Origin of the sequence: Mesorhizobium sp. M8A.F.Ca.ET.165.01.1.1 (assembly GCF_004792065.1) — a bacterium.
GTDB lineage: Bacteria > Pseudomonadota > Alphaproteobacteria > Rhizobiales > Rhizobiaceae > Mesorhizobium.
Genome location: NZ_SRTH01000242.1, coordinates 1 through 286 on the forward strand (window position 1 = coordinate 1; position 286 = coordinate 286).

Genomic DNA, 286 nt, shown 5'->3' on the forward strand with positions numbered 1-286 from the left:
CAGGGACAATAGGCCTTCGCTGGACCCCTTCAATCTCGGCAAGGGCTGGAACGGCTACGACTTCGCCGGCGCCTTCGGCAAGCCGGTCAAGGTCGTCAACGACGCGTTGCTGCAGGCGATCGGCAGCTATGAGGGCGGCCGCATGCTGTTCCTTGGCCTGGGCACGGGGCTGGGCGCAGCAATGATCCTCGATCATGTCGGACAGCCGATGGAGCTGGCCCACCTTCCCTACAAGAAGGGCTGCAGCTTCGAGGATTATGTCGGCGAACGCGGCCTGGAAAAGCAC

At 63.3% G+C, this 286-nt stretch carries 1 pseudogene; it reads left to right on the forward strand.

The features are described from left to right. Window positions 1-286, forward strand: a pseudogene (locus EN808_RS35925) (ROK family protein); the annotation flags it as partial.